Origin of the sequence: Pantoea sp. Ap-967 (assembly GCF_011752565.1) — a bacterium.
Classification (GTDB): Bacteria; Pseudomonadota; Gammaproteobacteria; order Pseudomonadales; family Pseudomonadaceae; genus Aquipseudomonas.
Genome location: NZ_VWXK01000005.1, coordinates 128,107 through 145,140, shown reverse-complemented (window position 1 = coordinate 145,140; position 17,034 = coordinate 128,107). Strand labels below are relative to the sequence as shown.

Genomic DNA, 17,034 nt, shown 5'->3' with positions numbered 1-17,034 from the left:
AATAAGCAGGACAATTTTGTGACCAGGGAGAAGTACCCGATGCGCGTTTTAAACCCCATCACCAGTGCAATGCTGTTGGCTTTCGCGTGCGCCAACGCGCAGGCGATGTCGCTCAACGAAGCCGTCCAGAACGCCGTGGACCACCATCCAGAAATCAGCGCCAGCCGTAACAGCCGACTGTCGGCTGACGAGGATGTGAAATTCGCCCGTGGCGGGTACTACCCCACCGTCGACCTGGTCGCAGGTTACGGCCGCCAGCGCTCCGACAACCTCAACACTCGGGGCCTGAACGCCGACGGTACGCGCAACCACAACAAGGAAACCCTCAACTACACCCAGTCGGAGCTGCGCCTGCGGCAGATGCTGTTCGACGGCTTCAACACCCCCAACGAAGTGGGCCGCACCCAGGCGGTCGCCAACTCGCGCGCCTACTACACCCAGGCCACGGCCGAAACCGTCGCCCTGCGTGCGGTGGAGGTGTACCTGGAAGTGCTCAAACGCCGTGAGCTGGTGACCCTGGCCAAGAACAACCTGCAAGCCCACCTGCGGGTCAACGACCAGATCGGCCTGCGCAGCGAGCGCGGCGTGGGCAGCACCGCCGACCTTGACCAGTCCAGCGCCCGTCGCGCCCTGGCAGAAAACAACCTGGACACTGCCGAAGTCGACCTGGCCGATGCCGAGGCCAACTTCTTCAGCGTCATCGGGCGCATGCCCGACGAACTGGAAACCCCGGTGACGATCAAGGGTGAAGTACCTGAAGGTATCGCCGACGCACGCCAAGGCATGCTGGAAAACAACCCCTACCTGAAGTCGGCCCAAGCCGACATCAATGCCGCCGAGCAGCAGTACGAAGTGGCCAAGTCGCCCTTCTACCCGCGCCTCGACGCAGTGCTGGCCACCGGCGCCGACAACAACCTCAGCGGTCAGAAGGGCCATGCCAACAACGACTGGCAGGCTGGCGTGGAGCTCAACTACAACCTGTTCCGCGGCGGCAGTGACAAGGCTCGCCTGCAGTCCGACGCGCACAAGATCAACCAGGCCATGGACATTCGCAACAATGCCCTGCGCGAGCTGAACGAAAACCTCAGTCTGTCCTGGAACGCCATGACCAACGCGCGCAAGCAAACCCCGACCGCGCGTGAATACGCCGAAACCACCCAGCGCGTGCGCGCCGCCTACCAGGACCAGTTCGGCCTCGGCCAACGTACCCTGCTCGACGTGCTCGACAGTGAAAACGAGCTGTACAACGCCAACCGCCGTTACGCCGAGGTGCGCTACACCGAGGAGTTCTCGATGTACCGGGTGTTGGCCAACATGGGTGAACTGCTGACCAAGCAGCACATTTCGCTGCCGCCGGAAGCCGTTGCCCAAAGCGAAGTTCGTAACCAGGCGAAACTGCCCGAGATGCGCTGACCGATAGGCACCCAAGGCACGTACGTCCGGTAACTCACTCCATCCACCGCGACGGGAGTAGGCCAACGTGACCAGTATGCAAAGTGCGCAACCGCGCTCCGATGTCGAGGACCCGCTACTCGATGGTTTGCTGATTCTGTGTCACCTGCATGGGCGCCCGGCCAGCCGGGCCAGCCTGTGCAGCGGCCTGCCGCTGGCCCGCCAGCGCCTGGGCGCCGACCTGCTGCCAAGGGCGGCGGCCCGCGCCGGCCTGCAAGGCCGGGTGCTGGAACGCGCGCTGGACGACATCTCGCCGCTCAACCTGCCGGTGCTGCTGTTGCTCGGCAATGGCCGCAGCGCCGTGCTGCAGCGCTGGGGCGAGGATGGCCGGGCGCTGATTCTGCCCAGCGAAGCCGAAGGCGGTGAGCAGTGGGTGGAGCGCGAGGCCCTGCAACAGGCCTACAGCGGCCATGCCCTGTTTGCCCGCCCCCGGCATACCCTGGAAGACCTGCGTTCACCGCTGCTGCCACGGGTCAACGCCTGGTTTCGCGATACCCTGCGCCATTCCCGCAAGCTTTACGGCGATGCCTTGCTGGCCAGCCTGCTGATCAACCTGCTGGGCCTGATGGTGCCGCTGTTCGTCATGCAGACCTACGACCGGGTGGTGCCCAACCAGGCGCTGTCGACCCTGTGGGTGCTGGTGGCCGGGCTGTTCCTGGGCACCGCCTTCGAGCTGGTGCTGCGCATGGTCCGCGCACACCTGCTGGACCAGGCCGGGAAGAAGACCGACCTGATTCTCTCCGCCACCCTGTTCGAACGCATCACCGGCATGGCGATGAAGGCCAAGCCGGCCACCATCGGCGGCTTCGCCCAGAGCATCCACGACTTCCAGGGCCTGCGCGAATTCCTCACCGCGGTAACCCTGACCAGCATCATCGACCTGCCCTTCGTGGCCTTGATGTTGCTGGTGATCGGCCTGCTTGGCGGCTGGCTGGTGCTGATTCCGCTGCTCGCCTTTCCCGTGGCGGTGGGCTTTGCCCTGTTCATCCAGGCGCGCCTGCGCGACACCGTGCAGAAAAGCCTGAGCCTGGGCGCGGTGCGCCAGGCGCTGCTGATCGAAACCCTCGGCGGCCTGGAAACCCTCAAGGCCTGCGGCGCCGAGAGCGAGCGCCAATACCAGTGGGAACATACCAACGGCGCCATCGCCCGCCTCGACGCCCATGCCCGCAACCTGTCCTCGCTGGCCAGCAACGGCACGCTGTTCATCCAGCAGTTCTGCGGCATGGCCACCATCGTCGCCGGGGTGTACAGCATCATTGCCGGCAACCTCAGCGTCGGCGCCCTGGTGGCCAGCTACATGCTCGGCAGCCGGGTGCTGGCCCCGCTCGGGCAGATCGCCGGGCTGATCACCCGCTACCAGCAGGCACAGTTGACCATGCGCAGCACTGACGCCCTGATGGCCCTCCCCCAGGAGCGCCAGGCCGACCAGCAGGCGCTGGAGCACACCACCCTCAAGGGCGGGCTGGCGCTGAGCCACGTGACCTTCCGCTACTCGGGCCAGACCAACCCGGCCCTGCACGATGTGAACCTGAGCATCAAGCCAGGCGAGCGCATCGGCATCATCGGCCGCAGCGGCTCGGGCAAGAGCACGCTGGGCCGGCTGCTGATGGGCTTTCATCACCCCGATGAAGGCCAGGTGCTGCTGGACAACCTCGACCTGCGCCAACTGGACATCGCCGACCTGCGCAGCCAGTTGGGCTACGTTGCCCACGACCTGCCGCTGCTGGCCGGCAGCCTGCGCGACAACCTCACCCTCGGCGCACGCCACATCAGCGATGCACGCATGCTGGAGGTGGCCGAACTGACCGGGGTCAGCGAACTGGCGCGCCAACACCCGCAAGGCTTCGACCGCCCGGTGGGCGAGCGCGGCCAGTTGCTGTCCGGTGGCCAGCGCCAGGCGGTGCTGATGGCTCGGGCGCTGTTGCTGGAGCCGCCGATCATGATTCTCGACGAACCCACCAGCCACATGGACAACAGCAGCGAGGAGCAACTGCGCCAGCGCCTGCTGGCCTGGGTGCCGGGCAAGACGTTGCTGCTGGTCACTCACCGCACGTCGATGCTCAGCCTGGTGGACCGGCTGGTGGTGCTGGACAACGGCAAGGTGGTGGCAGACGGGGCCAAGGACTCGGTCATCGATGCCCTGCGCAAAGGGCGCATTGGCGCCGCTTTGTAGGCCAACACACAAGCCCGCTCCCACAGGGATTGCGCCAGCTGTTGGAAATTGAGCGAGGTCCATGACTCAAGCGAGGTAGGACATGTCCCTGAGCCAGAACATCCGCGGCCCCCACGGCACCGACAAACGTGCCGAGCGCGACTACATGCCGGAGTTGGCCGGCGCCACCTTGCAGGACTCGCCGCGCCTGTCACGCCTGACCGTGTGGCTGGCGGCGGCGTTGCTGTTGGTGGCGCTGGCCTGGGCCAGCCTGGCAGTGCTCGACGAAGTGACCGTGGGCGAAGGCAAGGCGATTCCGTCGAGCAAGGTGCAGGTGGTGCAGAACCTTGAGGGCGGCATCGTCACCGAGATTTTCGTGCGCGAAGGGCAGATGGTGGAAAAAGGCGCCACCCTGCTGCGCCTGGACGACACCCGTTTCAAGTCCAACAAAGGCGAGAGCGAAGCCGACCGCTACGCCCTGACCGCGCAGGTCGAGCGCCTGTCTGCCGAAGCCGAGGGGCGCCCGTTCGTGCTGTCGGAGGAAGTGCGTGCCAAGGCGCCCCAGGTGGCCGAGGACGAGCAGGCCTTGTACGACTCGCGCCAACGGCGCCTGGCCAGCGAGAAGCAAACCCTCAACGAGCAGCTGCGGCAGAAGACCCAGGAACTGGCCGAGTTCCGTTCCAAGGTCGAGCAGTACCGCTCGGCCGTGGCCTTGCTGCAACAGGAAACCGACATGTCGGCACCGCTGGTGAGCAAGGGCGCCATCTCGCCGGTGGAAATCCTGCGCCTCAAGCAGCGTACCGTGGAGGCCCGCGGCCAGCTCAACGCCACCAGCCTGGCCATTCCCCGCGCCGAGGCGGCGGTGGCCGAGATCAGGAGCAAGATCCAGGAGTCCGACGCGGGCTTTCGTTCCGACGCCGCCAAGGAGCTCAACGACAAGCGCACGGAGCTGTCGAAGATCACCGCCACCAGCATCGCCATCGACGACCGGGTCAACCGCACCACGGTGGTGTCGCCGGTGCGTGGCATCGTCAAGTTGCTGAAGGTGAACACCATCGGCGGCGTGGTGCAGCCGGGCAGCGACCTGGTGGAAATCGTGCCGATCGAGGACAACCTGCTGATCGAAGCCAAGGTGCGCCCGCAAGACGTGGCGTTCCTGCACCCGGGGCAGCCGGCGATGGTCAAGTTCAGTGCCTATGACTACACCATCTACGGCGGGCTGAAGGCCAAGCTGGAGCTGATTGGCGCCGACACCGTCACCGATGACAAGGGCAATGCGTTCTACCTGATTCAGGTGCGTACCGAGAAGAACCACCTGGGCGGGGATAACAAGCCGTTGCTGATTATCCCGGGGATGGTGGCCACGGTGGATATCATCACCGGGCAGAAGAGTGTGCTGGATTACCTGCTCAAGCCGGTGCTCAAGGCCCGGACCGAGGCGTTGCGGGAGCGGTGATGGCCTGTGACGGCCCTATCGCGAGCTACGCTCGCTCCTACAGGGATATCACCTGCCTTGAATGCTGCGCCGTACCTGTGGGAGCGGGCTTGCCCGCGAAGAGGCCGGCACACGAAAAACATGTCTTTAACCTTCACCGTGATTGCGGTTGAAGGTCTCATCCCCCATCGCCCTGATCTGCCCTTCGATCAACGCCTCAAACGGCCGCAACAGGCCATCGAAATTCAAAGGCTGCTCCAGCACATTCAACGCCTGCACCACCGCCTCGATGGTCGACACCGCCCCCGGCTCCGGCGCCTTGCGCAGGCGGTAGCGCGACGGTGCCACATCGGCCAGCGTCACACGCGGCAATGCCTGCAGTAGCGGGTTCAGGTACAACAGCTTGCGTGCCTTGCGCCAGGTGCCATCGGGGACGATCAACAACAGCGGGGTATCGTCGGTTTTGCCGTAGGCGGCCAACACCTTGGCCTGCTCGCCGGGGAACAGCAGCGCCGGCCGATAGCCTGGCGTCGCCAGGAGGTCGGCAAGGCCCTCGAACACTTCGCCAATGCGCAACTCGGCATTGACCAGGCCCAGGGCGGCCAGGCGGGCGGTGTTCAGGGCGTGGCTGGCTTCACTGGCGTGCTGCAGCAGGACCACGCGGGTGCGGCTGACGAGCGTTGGGATCAGTGGGCAAAGGCAATGGTCGAGCGGGCGCTGGCAGCGCTCGCAGCGAGGTCTGGGCATGGGGGTCTCCGTTGGCGGAGGGATTTTGCCACAGGCCGAGATTCTGGACCTGCTTTGTGGGCCATTCGCGGGCACTCAATATCGTAGGAGCGAGCGTTGCTCGCGATGGGGCGCGTAGCGGCCCCAGGTTTTCAGCTTCGCAGCCAATATTGCCGGGGCTGCTTTGCAGCCCATCGCGAGCAAGGCTCGCTCCTACAGGGACCGCGCAAACCCGAAGCCCCGCGAATGGGCCTGCAAACCTGGCCCTAGCGGTTGAAGCGCTCCGCCAGGCTATGCAGGTACTCCGCCATGCGCTCCAGGTCCTGGCTGATCTCGGCGCCCTGCTTGGCCTGCCCCGCCGTCTGGTCGCACAACTGGGCAATGCGCACGATCTGCTGGTTGATGTCCTCGGCCACATGGCTCTGCTGCTCCGAAGCCGTGGCCATCTGCTGGCTCATGCCGGTAATACGGCTTACCGCCTGGGCGATGCCGGCCAGCGCCGACTGCACCGCCTCGACACTGTGCACGCTGTCGCGGGATATCTGCTCGCCACGGCTGGCGCTGCTCACCGCGCGCTCGGCGCCAGCGCGCAAGGAGGCGATGATGTGGTGAATTTCATCGGTGGAGGAGCGCGTGCGCTGGGCCAGCGACCGCACTTCATCGGCCACCACGGCAAACCCCCTGCCCTGCTCGCCGGCCCGCGCCGCCTCGATGGCGGCGTTCAGCGCCAGCAGGTTGGTCTGCTCGGCAATCGAGGTGATCACATCCACCACGCTGCCAATCGACTGGGTTTGCTCCGCCAGGGCATTGACCGCCTGGCCAATGTCGCTCACCGCCTCGCTCATGCTGCCCATGGCCTTCAGGCTCTGCTGCGCCAGCTCGCTGCCCTGCTGGGCCAGCTGGTCGGCGTCACCGGCGGCGTGGGCGGTGCTCTGCACGTTGTGGGTGACCTGCTGGATGGTCGCGGCCATCTGCGCGATGGCCGTGGCCGACTGGTCGGTTTCGCTGCGCTGGCGGTCGAGCATCTGCGCCTGGGCATCGGAAAGGTCAGCCGACTGGGCCGCCCGCGACTTGACCCCGACGCCGGCATCCACCAGGCGGGTCAAGGCGGTCTGCAGGCGTGCCTCTTCGCTGAGGATCGCCAGGTCCAGCTGGCCTTGCAGGCCCGGGTTGTCGCTGTAGGTCAGGGCCACCAACGGGCTGGTGAACGCCTTGGGGTGCTCGCCAAGGGTGCGGCGGATCGCCTGGTTGCGCCGCAGCTCGATCAGGTACCAGGCCACCAGCAGGCTCACCGTCAACACGCCCAGCGCGGCAAAGGGCGGTAGCCAGAAGTCGGCCGCGGCCGACAGCAGCCCCGTGCCGATCAACGGCCAGCCATAGCCCAGGCTATGCACGAACCGCGCTACCCAGGGCACTGCCGGCTTGCCCGCACGCAGGCGCGCATACAGCGCCTCGGCGCGGCGGATCTGCTCGCGGCTGGGCACCGAGCGCACCGACTCGTAGCCACTGATGCGGCCATTCTCGTAGATGGCCGTGACGTAGGCGCTGACCCAGTAGTAATCACCGTTCTTCGAACGGTTCTTCACCACCCCCATCCACGGCTTGCCCTGCTTGATGGTTTCCCACATATGGCCGAACACGGACGGGGGCATGTCTGGGTGGCGCACCAGGTTGTGCGGCTGGCCGACCAACTCGTCATAGGTAAAGCCGCTGATCGCCACGAAGGCGTCGTTGCAGTAGGTGATATGGCTGTTGAGGTCGGTGGTGGAGATCAGGCGCTGATCGACGGAGAAGGTTCTCTCGTGCTCGGTGACGGGCAAATTCATGCGCATCTTGGGCTGTCCCTGGCTTGTCTAGATGAAAGGGGAATCATCAAAGCAAGTAGAGGTTTAGCAGAACGCCATCACCCAGGACGTCAGCTTTTCACCGTAAATGCAGCCTTCCGACGGGCTGCATGCCTTAGCCCACGTTAAGCTGGCTCTTGAGCAGATCGCGGAAGGTTTGAATCAACGGTTCGCGGCTGCGGCCACGGCGCACGATCAGCGAAAATGGTGCCTGATAGCCAAACGTTGCCGGCGATAATACCCGTAAATCACCTTTGTCGACCCAGGCCTGGGCGTAGTGCTCGGGCAGGTAGCCAATGTAGGCGCCAGACAAAATTAGTATCAATTGCGCCTCCATGCTCTCCACCGTCGCCGCGCTGTGCTTGAAGCCGTGCCGGGCCAGCTCGGCCTGGCTCCAGTAGCCGCGCCCGACCATGCGCTGCTGGGTCACCACCTGCTCGGGGATGCGCCGCTCGCTGAACAGCGGGTGGCGGCTGCTGCAATATAGCCAGTGCTGCTCGCGGTACAGCGGCAGGTACAAAAGGCCGCTCATGCGCGAGGAAAAGGCGCCGATGGCCAGGTCCAGGCGGTTGTCCTGCACCCCAAGTTGCAGTTCGTAGGGGCTGGACACCGACAGGTGCAGGTGCACCGCCGGGTGTTCCTGGCTGTAGGCGCCAATGGCCTCGGCCAGGGGCAAGGCGCGGTCGCCGACGGTGGAGTCGATCACGCCAAGGTTCAGCGTACCGCGCAATTCGCCCTTGAGCGCCGCCGCGTACTGCTCGAAACCGTCCAGCTCGGCCAAAAGCCGCAGGGTTTCCTGGTGGAACAGCTCGCCTTTGCTGGTGAGGCTGAAGCCACCCCGGCCGCGGTGGCACAGCACGATTCCCAGGGCACCTTCGAGCTGGCTCATGTAGGTACTGATGGCCGACGTCGACAGGTTCAGCTCGCGCTGGGCATTGGCGAAGCCCTGGTGGCGCACCACGCTGACGAAGATGCGCAGCAGTTTCAGGTCGGGCAGGGTCGAGGCCATGGTGCAACGGTTCCACGGAGGGGCAAGTGCGCGCAGTCTACCTGCTCCTGCGGCCATTAGTTCAGAAATTCCTGAAGTAAGTATTTGCCGGTAGCGATTTTTCCTACGCACTACCTTCAGCAGACTTGGCCGAAATGTCCCTGCCCGCCGGCATGACCCCCACTTCAAGGCGCGCGGCGGAACAGGTTCGAACAACCAGAACAATCGACCGACTGATGAGGCCCACCGTGGACAAGATTCTCCACCAACCACTGGGCGGCAACGAAATGCCGCGTTTCGGCGGCATCGCCACCATGCTCCGTCTGCCCCACCTGCAAAGCGCCGAAGGCCTGGATGCCGCGTTCATCGGCGTGCCATTGGACATCGGCACCTCGCTGCGCTCCGGCACCCGCTTCGGCCCACGGCAGATCCGCGCCGAATCGGTGATGATCCGCCCCTACAACATGGCCACCGGCGCCGCCCCGTTCGACTCGCTGTCGGTGGCCGACATCGGTGACGTGGCGATCAACACCTTCAACCTGCTCGACGCCGTGCGCATCATCGAAGAAGCCTACGACGAAATCCTCGAACACAACATCATTCCGATGACCCTGGGTGGCGACCACACCATCACCCTGCCGATCCTGCGCGCCCTGCACAAGAAGCACGGCAAGATCGGCCTGGTGCACATCGATGCCCACGCCGACGTCAACGACCACATGTTCGGCGAGAAAATCGCCCACGGCACCACCTTCCGCCGCGCCGTGGAAGAAGGCCTGCTCGACTGCGACCGCGTGGTGCAGATCGGCCTGCGCGCCCAGGGCTACACCGCCGACGACTTCAACTGGAGCCGCCGCCAGGGCTTTCGCGTGGTGCAGGCCGAGGAGTGCTGGCACAAGTCGCTGGAGCCACTGATGGCCGAAGTGCGGGAAAAAGTCGGTGGCGGCCCTGTGTACCTGTCGTTCGACATCGACGGCATCGACCCCGCCTGGGCGCCTGGCACCGGCACCCCGGAAATCGGCGGCTTGACCACCATCCAGGCGATGGAGATCATTCGCGGCTGCCACGGCCTGGACCTGATCGGCTGTGACCTGGTCGAAGTCTCCCCACCTTACGACACCACCGGCAACACCTCGCTGCTCGGTGCCAACCTGTTGTTCGAAATGCTCTGCGTGCTGCCGGGTGTGGTGCGTCGCTGACGCCTTTGCCTTACCAATTGCTACACCCGGGCAGGAGCCATGAGGGAGGGCCATAGAGGCCCGCCAACACAAGACAAGACCGCCGGGCACCGTGCACTGCCCGCGCGGCCGATCTCGCCATAATAAAGATAATCGGGAGACCCCCAATGGCCTTGGACATCATCGTTGTAATGATCTATGCCGCCGGCATGCTCGGGCTGGGCTGGTACGGCATGCGCCGGGCAAAAACCCACGAGGACTACCTGGTAGCCGGGCGCAACCTGGGCCCGACCCTGTACATGGGCACCATGGCCACCACCGTACTGGGCGGTGCTTCCACCGTTGGCACCGTGCGCCTGGGCTATGTCCACGGCATTTCCGGCTTCTGGCTCTGCGCAGCCCTGGGCCTTGGCATCATCGCCCTCAACCTGTTCCTCGCCAAACCGCTGCTGCGGCTGAAGATCTTCACCGTTACCCAGGTGCTGGAGCGCCGTTACAACCCGCTGGCCCGCCAGGCCAGCGCGGCGATCATGCTCGCCTACGCGCTGATGATCGCAGTGACCTCGACCCTGGCCATGGGTACCGTGCTGCAGGTGCTGCTCGACCTGCCGTTCTGGGTGTCGCTGCTGCTCGGTGGCGGCGTGGTGGTGGTGTACTCGACCATCGGCGGCATGTGGTCGCTGACCCTTACCGACATCGTCCAGTTCGTGATCAAGACCGTTGGCCTGATGTTCATCCTGTTGCCGGTGTGCCTGTACAAGGCAGGTGGCTGGGACATGCTGGTGGCCAAGCTACCGGCCTCCAGCTTCAGCTGGACCACCATCGGCTGGGACACCATCATCACCTACTTCCTGATCTACTTCTTCGGCATCCTGATCGGCCAGGACATCTGGCAGCGGGTGTTCACCGCCCATGACGAGAAGGTCTGCCAGCGCGCTGGCACCACCGCCGGTGTGTATTGCGTGCTGTACGGCCTGGCCTGCGCCCTGATCGGCATGGCCGCGCATGTGCTGATGCCGGACCTGGTCAACCCGAACAATGCCTTCGCCGAGATGATCAAGGGCCAGCTGCCCGAAGGGATTCGCGGCCTGCTGATGGCCGCTGCCCTGGCCGCCATGATGTCCACGGCCAGCGCCGGCCTGCTGGCGTCTTCCACCACCTTGACCGAAGATTTGCTGCCCAAGCTGCGTGGCGGCAAGCAGTCGAGCCTGGGCATCAACCGCCTGTTCACCCTGCTCACCGGCCTGGTGGTGCTGGGCATCGCCCTGGCGGTGAACGATGTGATCAGCGCCCTGACCCTGGCCTACAACCTGCTGGTGGGCGGCATGCTGATTCCGCTGATCGGTGCGATCTTCTGGAAACGCGCCAGCACTGCCGGCGCCATTGCCAGCATGTCGCTGGGCTTTGCTACCGCGCTGCTGTTCATGTTCAAGGATGGGCTGGATGCCAATACGCCGATCTACTACAGCCTGGCGGTTGGCCTGGTGAGCTTCGTGCTGGTGAGCCTGCTGTCGCGCAAGCCGGTGGGTGAGGTGAAGCTGGCCTGATCGGCTGACCTGTGCCGGCCTCTTCGCGGGGCAAGCCCGCTCCTACAGGGGTACGCTATCGGTGTAGGAGCAGGCTTGCCTGCGATGAGGCCGGCCCAGACACTGCAAATGCAACAGAATCAAAAAGGCCGCAGCATCTGTTCAGATGCTGCGGCCTTTTCGCGTATCAGCGGCGGCGCGGCTGGCGCTTGCGCTGTTCTTCATCAGTCGGGATCGGCACCGGCTGCAAGGGTGGTGGAATCAGCCCCAGGGCGACGGCCAGGTCGTGGAGCCAGTTGAACAGTGGGTTTTTCATAATGCCCCCTTGACGGGTCAGCCTCACGGCAATTCAATCCTGCGATGTTTCATACAGATCATAGCCCGATGTCCTGTACTACGCATGCCCTTAATCCTACAGATATGGGCTAGTTTGACGCGGATCAAGCGGAAACGGCGTATTCCGACGATTGGTTAATCGTTTCGCTTTGTTGCATATCGATCCAGGCCTGCAGATTCGCCCCGCGCATGCCCTGGCGCCACATCAGCCAGGTCACCGCCTGGTCGAACGGCGCCTGCAGGCGGTGGGCGCGCACCCGGTCACGCCCCGGCAGGCTGTCGAGCATCGATTGTGCCATCAGCGCTACCCCTGCCCCGGCGATTACGCAGGCCAGCATGCTCTGGTACGACTCAATCTCCATCACCCGCCCCATCGGCGTGTGCGCATCGGCGTACCAGGCCTCCAGGCGCATGCGGTACGAACAGCCCTGGCGGAAGGTGAACACGGCCTTGCCGGCCACATCCTTAGCCGTGCGCACCGGCGGGTGCTCGGGGCTGGTAATCAGCACCAGCACTTCATCGCACAACGGCACGCCATCCAGGCCAGCCAGGCTGGGCGGCCCGTCGATCAGGGCAGCATCCAGGCGGTGGCTGAGCAGGCCTTCGAGCAAGTCACCGCTCGGCGCCGCCTGCACCTGCAGGTTCACCGCCGGGTATTGCTGGTGGTAACGCGCCAGCAGCGCCGGCAAGTGAATGGCGGCGGTGCTGTACATGGTGCCCAGCACGAAATCGCCGGCCGGCTGCCCGCCCTGCACCGCCGCCACCGCTTCATCGCGCAGCGCCGCCAGGCGGTTGGCGTAATCGAGCAGCACCTTGCCCGCCGGGGACAGCTGCAGGCGCTGGCGCTCACGCAAGAACAATTCCACGCCCAGCTGCTCTTCGAGCTGGCGCAGGCGCGTCGACAGGTTCGAAGGCACCCGGTGCAGGCGCTCGGCAGCGCGGGTGATCGAGCCTTCCTCGGCCACGGCCTGGAAGATGCGCAGTTGGCTGAACTCCATGACATTCTCCAAAACAGAACAACTTCATCATCATTATTCAATTTTATTGAAAGTCAACCTGCCCTAACCTGCCATCCATCGCTTCCCTTACACCTGCGCAGGAGAGTTCTCATGTCGCCGCTCGCCCAACTGCTGGCCAGCGCCGTTGCCCTGATGATGGCCATGGGCATCGGCCGCTTCGCCCTCACCCCGCAATTGCCGCAATTGATCGCCGAACACCAGTTCGACCTGACCGCCGCCGGGCTGGTGGCAGCGGCCAGCTACCTGGGTTACTTCCTTGGCGCAGTAGACGCCATGCATGCCCGGCGGCCTGGCCAGGTGCAGGTGCGCCTGCATGGCGGGCTGTGGCTGTGCGTGCTGCTGACCCTGGCATCGGCGGCGGTGGAGGGCTTCTGGAGCCATTTGCTGTTGCGCTTTGGCACCGGCGTGGCCAGTGCCTGGGTGCTGGTGATGCTCACCAGCCTGAGCCAGCAGGTGGCCAGTGCCCACGCTCGCCCACGCAGCGGCGCACTGGTATTCGCAGGGCCCGGGCTGGGCATTGCCCTCACCGGCTTGCTGGCCCTGGGCGCCCACGTGCTGGGGCTTGGTTCGGCGGCGCTGTGGCTGGTGTACGCGGTTGCAGCACTGGTGATGCTGCTGGCGGTGCGCCCCTGGCTGCCCCGTGCCCTGCAACCGGCCGTGGTGCCCGCTGCCGGGCAACAAGGCCCGAGCCGCAGTGTTGGCATAGGCCGCCTGGGCGTGGTCTACGCCCTGTACGGTGTGGGCTACATCCTGCCGGCCACCTTTCTGTCGCAGATGGCCAGCCAGCAGTTTCGCGGCAACTGGATGGCCGACCTGTTCTGGCCGGCATTCGGCCTGGCGGCGGCCTTGGGTGTGGTGCTGGTGAGTGTGCGCCGCGCCGGCAGTACCGCCACCTGGCTGACCGCCACCCTGTGGTTGCAGGGCCTGGGCGTGCTGGCCTGCCTGACGGGCGGTGGCGTGGGCCTGGCGCTGGGCGTGGTGCTGTGCGGCGGGCCGTTCCTGGCCTGCATGATGCTGGTGATGCAGCGCTCGCGGGAACTGGCGCCCCATGCTACCCAGCGCAATGCCGGGCTGCTGACCGCGTGCTTTGCCCTGGGGCAGTTGAGCGGGCCATTGCTGGCGGCGTTGAGCAATCATTACAGCGGCAGCCTGCAAGCGGCGCTGGTGTTGGCGGCGGCCGGGCTGGGGGTGGCGGGGGTGCTGGCCCTGGTGAGTGGGCGGGGGATTCAGGGTTGCCAGGCGGCCACCCGGGTGGCCTGAGGTTTTGGGGTTGCCAGTGCTTGCCCCGCGAAGGGACCGGCACTGGCAACCTTCAACCGACAAACCTGCGCAATTGCTGCTTCACCCAGGGCTCGGCACTTACCAGAATCACCCCCAGCAGCACCATCAACGCCCCAATCACAAAATTCGCACTCAGCGGCTCACCCAACAACACCACGCCAAAGGTCACCCCGAACAACGGCGTGATAAAGGAAAACACCGCCAGGTTCGACGCCAAATACTTGCGCAGCAACCAGAACCAGGTCAGGTAGCTGACGAACGACACCACAATGCCCTGGAACAGCACGCTGCCCACCGCCAGCGGTGTGAGCTTCACCTCACCGATTTGCCCGCTGACCAGGGCAATCAGCAGCAACCCGACAAAACCCACCGCCAGCTGGTAGAACAGGGTCAAGGTCGCCGGTGCCTCGGAAAGCCGCGAGCCACGTACCACCACGGTGGTCGCGCCCCAGGCCAGCCCTGCGAGCACGCCAAAGGCATCGCCCAGCAGCATGCGCCCGTCCATCTCGGCAAACGACACGCCCCCGGCAAAGGCCATGGCGATGCCGCCGAACGCCAGCAGGATACCCAGCCACTGCAGCAAGCGCAGCCGCTCGCTGGGCAGCATGAAGTGCAGGCCCAGCGCCGTGAACACCGGCGCAGTGTAGAGAAATACCGACATGTGGGCAGCGGATGTAAGCTTCAGCCCCTCAGCGATGAACAGGAACTCCAGGCCGAACAGCCCACCGGCCAGCAAACCGCCGCGCCAGGTACTGCCCACCTGCTCCCAACCGCCGCGCCAGCAAATCATCAACCCCACCAGCACTGCTGCGATGCAATTGCGCAACGCCGCCTGCATGACCGGGGCAATGTCCACCGCCGCCGTCTTGATCAGCACCTGCTGGCAGCCCCAGATCAGGCACAGGCCCAGCATGACCTGGAACGCGAAGGCATCGGGGTTCTTGCGGGCCGCACTCATGGGCGGGCCTTTTGGGGCGAAATAGACATTGGCAAGGGCTCGGCAGTGATCGGAAAGTACCGATTATCGGGTTTCCCGGCCTGCCCTTGCCAGCCTCAAAACGACCTCAAGCGATCTGCGCCTTGGCCGACACTTGCTCGAAGGTGGTTTCATCCAGCGCATCGGCCTGCTCATCGAGCACTTGGCGCGGGTGCTCGAAGCCCGGAATGCTGCTGTCGATCAGGCTCAACAGGCGCGAACCGCGCTCGGTGAGCACGAAGTTCTCACCGTTACCGCCCTCTTCCTGTGGCCGGCTTTCGATGAAGCCGCGGGCGAACAACAGCTTTTCGTATTCACAGGCGCGGGTTTTCAGGTGGTCCAGATCCCCTATCGGCTGGCCCGAAGCGGCCTGCGCCGCGGCGTGCTGCTCGGCATAGGGGCGTGGCGTGAAGCTGTGACCGGCGCCGTTCTGCACCTCGTGCAGCAAACGCTCGATCAGGTCCCAGTCGTAGGTGCTGCTCATGGTGATGGCCTCCTGCTGTGGACGAAGGGGGTACACAGGTTGGGACCTATTGGTGAGCGAGAGTGTTCCGAAAGGTTTCCAGACTCCAGTGCAGCTGAATTGGACTACAAAACAGTCCGTACCTTACAGGCCCAGAAACAAGCACCTTACATCGTGAATAGAGTGGCAACAGGCAGAAACCATTTGCCGTACCTCACGAATGTATTTTATAAACTACATTCGCTTGATGAAAAAATTCGAATCCAGCAGTTTCAGAAAATGGGTGATCGGGCTTCGAGATGCAGGTGCGAGGGTCAGAATCATCTCCCGCATCAACCGCCTCATGGAAGGCGTGCCCGGCGATGTATCACCGGTTGGCCATGGCATCAGTGAGCTCAGGATTCACTATGGGCCTGGTTACCGGGTCTACTTTCACCAGTCGGGCGATACCTATGTGATCCTGCTCTGCGGTGGTGACAAAGGTAGCCAGCATCGAGACATCAAAGCTGCCCACCTGATACTGCGTTCGTGGAGGATGCACAATGACTGAAACGTTCTTCGAATTTGATCCCGCTGATTACCTCGACACGCCCGAGGCCATTGCGCAGTTCATGACCGATGCCCTGGAAACGGGCGATGCCAGCTATGTGGCCAAAGCCGTTGGTGTCGTGGCACGAGCCAAAGGGATGAGTGAGTTGGCAAAAGAGACTGGCCTTTCTCGTGAACAGCTCTATCGCTCGTTCAGCGAACACGGCAACCCTACGCTCAAATCCTTTTTGGCCGTAATGAAAGCGCTGGGCATCGACATGACTGCCAAACCGCATCTTGCCCATTGAGCACTCAGCTGTTCTTCACCAGATAATTGATAAACAACCGGAACAACTCCGCATTCCCGGCAATCCCCAGCCGTTGCCAGATATTGTGCCGGTGCACCTTCACCGTTCCTTCGGAGATGCCCAGCTCGCGGGAGATCGACTGGCTGCTGTGCCCTTGCAGAATCAGCTTGGCCACGTGCCGCTGGGTTTCGGTCAACTGCCCCTGGAGGATATCGACGAAGGCGTCTTCCAGCTGGCTGTCCGACTCCTGCGGGTCGGCCAGGGCATCGGCATGGGCCAGGCGCAGGTGCTGGCTGAAAATGGCATCGATCACCGGCGTCAATGCCGCCAGCCGCTGCGCTTCCTCGGCTTCGAAGGCGCCCTTGTCGAGGCCACGCATCAGCGAATACACCAGCGCCGTGCGCGGGCGCACGGGGACGATGAAGCCGATTTCCTCGATCAGGCTGCCGTGGTGCGAGGAAACGCAGGGGTGGATGTCGTGGGAGATGGAAAAGCCCGAGGCGAAGAAACTGTCCGGGGCCAGCTCGCTCATGCGCCACAGGCCTGCGGGGTGGTGGTTGGTGCAGGCGACATAGAACGGGTCGAGCAGGTAACCGCCGCGCAAGTACGCCTTGAGCGTGCGTTCGGCCACGCGCTGGTTGTAGCCGTCGTGAATCAGCAGCGCCGGCTGATTGAAGCGAAACAGGTAGGCGCAGCTCATGTCGAAATCAACCACGCCCTTGAGCGCGCTGTCCAGGGCCGGGCCCAGGGTGTCGCTGCCGATGCTGCGGATGACCGCGCCCAGGCGGTCGGCGTTGTCGCTGTTCATTGCAGAGGCCTGTG

16 protein-coding genes are annotated in these 17,034 nt (G+C 64.4%); 8 read left to right on the top strand and 8 right to left on the bottom strand.

Annotation, left to right across the window (positions count from 1 at the left end):
• The first annotated feature begins 39 nt into the window (after positions 1–39).
• The 3 genes from F3J45_RS07625 (at position 40) to F3J45_RS07615 (ending at position 5,060) form a co-directional block, all read left to right on the top strand.
• Complete coding sequence (locus F3J45_RS07625) at positions 40–1,413, top strand: TolC family outer membrane protein (protein ID WP_167059731.1); 1,374 nt, start codon at positions 40–42, stop codon at positions 1,411–1,413.
• 76 nt (positions 1,414–1,489) lie between these two features.
• Entirely contained in the window at positions 1,490–3,625 is a 2,136-nt protein-coding gene (locus F3J45_RS07620) for a type I secretion system permease/ATPase (RefSeq protein WP_167060107.1), read from the top strand.
• Between the two features lie 82 nt (positions 3,626–3,707).
• Entirely contained in the window at positions 3,708–5,060 is a 1,353-nt protein-coding gene (locus F3J45_RS07615; protein WP_167059728.1) for an HlyD family type I secretion periplasmic adaptor subunit, read from the top strand.
• Between the two features lie 126 nt (positions 5,061–5,186).
• On the opposite strand, the gene F3J45_RS07610 is transcribed toward F3J45_RS07615, so the two are convergent.
• From F3J45_RS07610 to F3J45_RS07600, 3 genes are all read right to left on the bottom strand, one after another.
• Positions 5,187–5,786 (bottom strand): tRNA-uridine aminocarboxypropyltransferase, encoded by a 600-nt coding sequence (locus F3J45_RS07610; RefSeq protein WP_167059725.1) that lies wholly within the window; start codon positions 5,784–5,786, stop codon positions 5,187–5,189.
• A 245-nt stretch (positions 5,787–6,031) separates the two neighbouring features.
• A complete protein-coding gene (locus F3J45_RS07605) occupies positions 6,032–7,591 on the bottom strand; it encodes a PAS domain-containing methyl-accepting chemotaxis protein (protein WP_205300439.1) in 1,560 nt (519 codons plus the stop codon).
• 133 nt (positions 7,592–7,724) lie between these two features.
• Complete coding sequence (locus tag F3J45_RS07600; protein WP_167059719.1) at positions 7,725–8,618, bottom strand: LysR family transcriptional regulator; 894 nt, start codon at positions 8,616–8,618, stop codon at positions 7,725–7,727.
• 227 nt (positions 8,619–8,845) lie between these two features.
• Here F3J45_RS07600 and speB point away from each other — a divergent pair, with 227 nt between their 5' ends.
• Complete coding sequence (speB, locus tag F3J45_RS07595; protein ID WP_167059716.1) at positions 8,846–9,796, top strand: agmatinase; 951 nt, start codon at positions 8,846–8,848, stop codon at positions 9,794–9,796.
• A 146-nt stretch (positions 9,797–9,942) separates the two neighbouring features.
• The gene (locus tag F3J45_RS07590) at positions 9,943–11,322 is read left to right on the top strand and encodes a sodium:solute symporter (RefSeq protein WP_167059713.1); all 1,380 of its coding nucleotides are present in this window, start codon (positions 9,943–9,945) and stop codon (positions 11,320–11,322) included.
• Between the two features lie 166 nt (positions 11,323–11,488).
• On the opposite strand, the gene F3J45_RS30285 is transcribed toward F3J45_RS07590, so the two are convergent.
• Both F3J45_RS30285 and F3J45_RS07585 read right to left on the bottom strand, forming a co-directional pair.
• A complete protein-coding gene (locus F3J45_RS30285) occupies positions 11,489–11,617 on the bottom strand; it encodes a PA1414 family protein (RefSeq protein ID WP_255431996.1) in 129 nt (42 codons plus the stop codon).
• Positions 11,618–11,741: 124 nt separating this feature from the next.
• Positions 11,742–12,635, bottom strand: a complete 894-nt coding sequence (locus F3J45_RS07585; protein ID WP_167059710.1) for a LysR family transcriptional regulator — start codon at positions 12,633–12,635, stop codon at positions 11,742–11,744.
• A 111-nt stretch (positions 12,636–12,746) separates the two neighbouring features.
• Here F3J45_RS07585 and F3J45_RS07580 point away from each other — a divergent pair, with 111 nt between their 5' ends.
• The gene (locus tag F3J45_RS07580; RefSeq protein ID WP_167059707.1) at positions 12,747–13,916 is read left to right on the top strand and encodes a YbfB/YjiJ family MFS transporter; all 1,170 of its coding nucleotides are present in this window, start codon (positions 12,747–12,749) and stop codon (positions 13,914–13,916) included.
• 52 nt (positions 13,917–13,968) lie between these two features.
• On the opposite strand, the gene F3J45_RS07575 is transcribed toward F3J45_RS07580, so the two are convergent.
• Both F3J45_RS07575 and F3J45_RS07570 read right to left on the bottom strand, forming a co-directional pair.
• Positions 13,969–14,895 carry a DMT family transporter gene (locus F3J45_RS07575; protein ID WP_167059705.1) on the bottom strand — a complete coding sequence of 309 codons (927 nt, stop codon included), beginning with the start codon at positions 14,893–14,895 and terminating at the stop codon, positions 13,969–13,971.
• A 106-nt stretch (positions 14,896–15,001) separates the two neighbouring features.
• Complete coding sequence (locus F3J45_RS07570; protein WP_167059702.1) at positions 15,002–15,397, bottom strand: transcriptional regulator; 396 nt, start codon at positions 15,395–15,397, stop codon at positions 15,002–15,004.
• A 226-nt stretch (positions 15,398–15,623) separates the two neighbouring features.
• Between F3J45_RS07570 and F3J45_RS07565 the strand changes: the two genes are divergently transcribed.
• Positions 15,624–15,926 (top strand): type II toxin-antitoxin system RelE/ParE family toxin, encoded by a 303-nt coding sequence (locus F3J45_RS07565; RefSeq protein WP_304623189.1) that lies wholly within the window; start codon positions 15,624–15,626, stop codon positions 15,924–15,926.
• A complete protein-coding gene (locus tag F3J45_RS07560) occupies positions 15,919–16,212 on the top strand; it encodes an addiction module antidote protein (RefSeq protein WP_167059698.1) in 294 nt (97 codons plus the stop codon). The genes F3J45_RS07565 and F3J45_RS07560 overlap by 8 nt, the downstream gene beginning before the upstream one ends.
• Before the next feature lie 4 nt (positions 16,213–16,216).
• Here the strand turns inward: F3J45_RS07560 and F3J45_RS07555 are convergent, their stop codons facing one another.
• Positions 16,217–17,020: a LuxR family transcriptional regulator gene (locus F3J45_RS07555; protein ID WP_167059695.1), complete on the bottom strand. Its 804-nt coding sequence runs from the start codon at positions 17,018–17,020 to the stop codon at positions 16,217–16,219.
• Positions 17,021–17,034 lie beyond the last annotated feature (14 nt).

What these genes read in the sequence shown, in the direction of transcription:
- F3J45_RS07625 (WP_167059731.1), top strand. Translation starts at nt 40, where the DNA reads ATGCGCGTTTTAAACCCCATCACCAGTGCAATGCTGTTGGCTTTCGCG.
- F3J45_RS07620 (WP_167060107.1), top strand. Translation starts at nt 1,490, where the DNA reads ATGCAAAGTGCGCAACCGCGCTCCGATGTCGAGGACCCGCTACTCGAT.
- F3J45_RS07615 (WP_167059728.1), top strand. Translation starts at nt 3,708, where the DNA reads ATGTCCCTGAGCCAGAACATCCGCGGCCCCCACGGCACCGACAAACGT.
- F3J45_RS07610 (WP_167059725.1), bottom strand. Translation starts at nt 5,786, where the DNA reads ATGCCCAGACCTCGCTGCGAGCGCTGCCAGCGCCCGCTCGACCATTGC.
- F3J45_RS07605 (WP_205300439.1), bottom strand. Translation starts at nt 7,591, where the DNA reads ATGAATTTGCCCGTCACCGAGCACGAGAGAACCTTCTCCGTCGATCAG.
- F3J45_RS07600 (WP_167059719.1), bottom strand. Translation starts at nt 8,618, where the DNA reads ATGGCCTCGACCCTGCCCGACCTGAAACTGCTGCGCATCTTCGTCAGC.
- F3J45_RS07590 (WP_167059713.1), top strand. Translation starts at nt 9,943, where the DNA reads ATGGCCTTGGACATCATCGTTGTAATGATCTATGCCGCCGGCATGCTC.
- F3J45_RS30285 (WP_255431996.1), bottom strand. Translation starts at nt 11,617, where the DNA reads ATGAAAAACCCACTGTTCAACTGGCTCCACGACCTGGCCGTCGCCCTG.
- F3J45_RS07585 (WP_167059710.1), bottom strand. Translation starts at nt 12,635, where the DNA reads ATGGAGTTCAGCCAACTGCGCATCTTCCAGGCCGTGGCCGAGGAAGGC.
- F3J45_RS07580 (WP_167059707.1), top strand. Translation starts at nt 12,747, where the DNA reads ATGTCGCCGCTCGCCCAACTGCTGGCCAGCGCCGTTGCCCTGATGATG.
- F3J45_RS07575 (WP_167059705.1), bottom strand. Translation starts at nt 14,895, where the DNA reads ATGAGTGCGGCCCGCAAGAACCCCGATGCCTTCGCGTTCCAGGTCATG.
- F3J45_RS07570 (WP_167059702.1), bottom strand. Translation starts at nt 15,397, where the DNA reads ATGAGCAGCACCTACGACTGGGACCTGATCGAGCGTTTGCTGCACGAG.
- F3J45_RS07565 (WP_304623189.1), top strand. Translation starts at nt 15,624, where the DNA reads ATGAAAAAATTCGAATCCAGCAGTTTCAGAAAATGGGTGATCGGGCTT.
- F3J45_RS07560 (WP_167059698.1), top strand. Translation starts at nt 15,919, where the DNA reads ATGACTGAAACGTTCTTCGAATTTGATCCCGCTGATTACCTCGACACG.
- F3J45_RS07555 (WP_167059695.1), bottom strand. Translation starts at nt 17,020, where the DNA reads ATGAACAGCGACAACGCCGACCGCCTGGGCGCGGTCATCCGCAGCATC.